Source organism: Massilia sp. CT11-108 (assembly GCF_047302915.1).
Classification (GTDB): domain Bacteria; phylum Pseudomonadota; class Gammaproteobacteria; order Burkholderiales; family Burkholderiaceae_D; genus Telluria; species Telluria orientalis.
Window position 1 is genome coordinate 1 of the sequence record NZ_JBKYMO010000603.1, and the last position, 2,956, is coordinate 2,956.

Consider the following 2,956-nt stretch of genomic DNA (forward strand, 5'->3'; position numbering starts at 1 on the left):
GTCCGCGCGGTTGCGCTCGAGGCTGCGCGCGGACTGCGCCTTGATGACGACGACGCCGTCGCGCGTGATGCGCGCGTCCGGCAGCGCGCGCAGGCGCTCCTTCACGTCCGAAGGCAGCGAGGAGGCGCCGATGTCGAAGCGCGCCTGCACCGCATTCGACACCTTGTTCACGTTCTGCCCGCCCGGCCCCTGCGCACGGATCGCGCTGAACTCGACCTCGTCCGGATCGATTGCGACGGGCGGGCGCACGGGCATCAGCGGACCTGGGTGCCCAGGATCGCGCCGCCCGCGGTGCCGTACACGAACGGACCATTCAGCGACGAGCCGTCGGCATAGGTCGTCGGCGTCTGCTGCGTCCAGCTCGACAGGTTGAACGTCGCGTTCGTCCTGAAGCTGTACTGCGGCGCCGACGGATACGGGGACGGCTGCGCCACCTGCGCGCTCAGGCGGTAGACCTGCACGCCGCTGTTGATGTCCAGCGTCTTCTTCGCGGCGCACTGCGCCGGCGTGCGCGCGAGCTTCGTGAAGTAAGCGGAGTTCTGCGGCGCGTACGGTGCCGTCGTGTTTTCCTGGTTGTACGGATTGGCGACCATCTGCGCCTTGACGCTGCCGCGCGGCCCGGACACAAGCACGGCCGTCTCCTCGTCGACGCCGATGCCCAGCACCTGGTCGAACCGCTCGACGCCGCCGGGGCAGCCGTCGCCGATGCGCGAGACGAAGCCGATCAGCCGGCCCAGGCGGTCGCGCGTATTGAAGTGGTCGTCGGTGATCGTCTTTTCCAGGCCTGAGATGCTGATGAAGCTCCCCGTCTGGATGAATTTGCCGGACGACGTGTTGAGCGGATCGATCGTCATGTAGCGGTTGAACGGATTGGCCAGCGCCTCGTCCGACGTGACGGTGTCGTTCAACGCCGCGAACGCATACTGGCCCAGCATCGCATTGCCGGCGCTCGTGCCGCCGATCGGGATGCCCGCGTCGACGGCGCGCTGCAGCGCGGCAGCCAGCGGCGTGCTTTGCCAGTACTGGTAATAATCGGCCTGGTCGCCGCCGGCGATGAAGATGGCACTCGCTTTCGAGATCACGTCCAGCACGAACGGATCCGCGGCCGCGGTGCGGCTCGGGATCACGAGGGTCTCCACCGAGGTCACGCCCAGATCGAGGCCGCCGACCATCTCGTAATTGCGGCTCGTCGTCGTATCGACCGTGCCGAGGCGGCTGTAGACGTACGGGTTGTACGCATCGCTGCCCGTCGCGCGGAGGATGACGAAGCGGCCGCCGGTGGCCCTCGTGATGCCGGCCTGCGCGATCATCCAGCGGAACGCCTCGGCCACGTCGTAGCCGCCGCCCATCAGCACGACGGACGGCGTACAGACCGCCTGCCAGCACGACACCGGTTTTGCACGTACGGGCGCGGCCGGGTTGCCCACGTAGCTGTACGTATATTTGGGACCGGCGTGCGCCGCCTCGGCGGCGAGCAGCGCAGCGATGGCGAGCAAAGAGCGGGCGAGCAATGCAGGGGCGGCCTTGGATTTCAGCGTGGAAGTCATGTAGGCTCCAATGGGCGGTGGGTTCGGAACGGCTGGCTATGGCAGGCTCAGCATATTATCTTTTTTGCACCGCCGGAACCAGCTTCGCTAAGGGACTGCCGGATTTTCGGCATTTGCACCACACGCGGGCGGCGTGTATCGTCATGCCTGACCAATGAACCGCCTTGAGAGAACCGTACGATGAGTTTCGACCTGATGGTGTTCGCCCCCGACGCCGCCCCGGCCAAACGGCCCGCCTTCCTCGACTGGTACGAGCAACAGACAGAATGGGCGGAGGACCACGGCTACGACGACCCGCGGGTGGCCACACCCGCGCTGCAAGCCTTTTACGCGGCGCTTGCGGCCGAGTTCCCGCCCGCACCGGCCGGCGCCGAGGACCCTGAAACCGGCACCGACTACACCGTCGGCAAGACGGTCATCTACATGTCGTTCCTCGACTGGGACCGGATCGACGCGGCCTGGGAAGCCGTGCACCGCCTGGCGGCAAAGCACGAACTGGGCTTCTTCGACGTCAGCTCCGACCTCGCCGAAGTGTGGCTGCCCGACCGCAAGGGCGGGCTGCGCGTCGCCCATTCCGATTAATCAGCCTTGACCAGCGGGCTTTCCTGCGGGCCGAGATAGCTCGGCTTCAGACCGCCCGCGTCGATCACGACGCGTTGCAGCACGAGTCCCGGATCCAGCGCCCAGAATTTCAGCGTGTGGCGTCCCGGCGCCTTCACCTCGTGCGCCGTCGTGAACTGCGCGACGCCGTCCGTGACGATCTTCTCCCAATGCTGCAGCGATGCATCCGCATGCACGTCGACGATGCGCGGCGCCTCGTCGTCGATGGAGACGGCATAGCGGAAACCCGCTCCCGGCCGGAATTTCAGCGTGGGCGCCAGCGTCGCCTGCACGTTCACCTTGCCCGGTTCGAACAGGTAGACGTCGTACTCGAGCCGCATGCCGTCCGCCGGCGCCAGCGCGGGCGCGTCCACCGGCAGCGTGGTCATGCCGGACAGCGTGCGGCCCAGGCCCGGTACGCGCAGCCATTCGCGCCCGGCAGGGGCCAGCGCGCGGCTATAGTGTTCCGCCTCGATGGCGACCGTGCCGCCCGTCTCCACGAAGCCGGCGACCTTCGTACCGCGCTGGTCCGCGTGGCGCAGCGGGACTTCCACGGCGGCCCGCTGGCCATCCGGACCGGTCACCAGCACGCGGCCGGACGTCGCGCCCGCCGGCACCTGGTCCCAGCGCACGTCGACGGTGATCCGCTTCGACTTGTCCGTCGTGCCGGACGATTCGCCCAGCACGATCCACGGCTGCTCGGCACGCGCGGTCCAGGCCACCGGCGCGGCGCCGCGGTCGAAGACCTCGATGTAGCGGTTCGCCTTGTCGAACGGTTCGAACGCGGGCAGGCGCAGGTCCTTCGCCGC

General features: G+C 68.1%; 3 protein-coding genes and 1 pseudogene. 1 reads left to right on the top strand and 3 read right to left on the bottom strand.

Annotation, left to right across the window (positions count from 1 at the left end):
• On the bottom strand, positions 1-255 hold a 255-nt coding region (gene arfB / locus ACEN88_RS28120; RefSeq protein WP_413344955.1), incomplete at its 3' end, for an alternative ribosome rescue aminoacyl-tRNA hydrolase ArfB.
• Entirely contained in the window at positions 255-1,547 is a 1,293-nt protein-coding gene (locus tag ACEN88_RS28125) for a cyanophycinase (protein ID WP_413344957.1), read from the bottom strand. The genes ACEN88_RS28125 and arfB, both read right to left, overlap by 1 nt.
• Before the next feature lie 180 nt (positions 1,548-1,727).
• On the opposite strand from ACEN88_RS28125, the gene ACEN88_RS28130 reads away from it, so the two are divergent.
• On the top strand, positions 1,728-2,129 hold the full coding sequence (locus ACEN88_RS28130; RefSeq protein ID WP_413344959.1) for a hypothetical protein: 402 nt from the start codon (positions 1,728-1,730) through the stop codon (positions 2,127-2,129).
• Here the strand turns inward: ACEN88_RS28130 and ACEN88_RS28135 are convergent.
• Positions 2,126-2,956 (bottom strand): annotated as a pseudogene (locus ACEN88_RS28135) (glycosyl hydrolase); the annotation flags it as partial. The gene ACEN88_RS28130 and the pseudogene ACEN88_RS28135 sit on opposite strands and share 4 nt — an antisense overlap.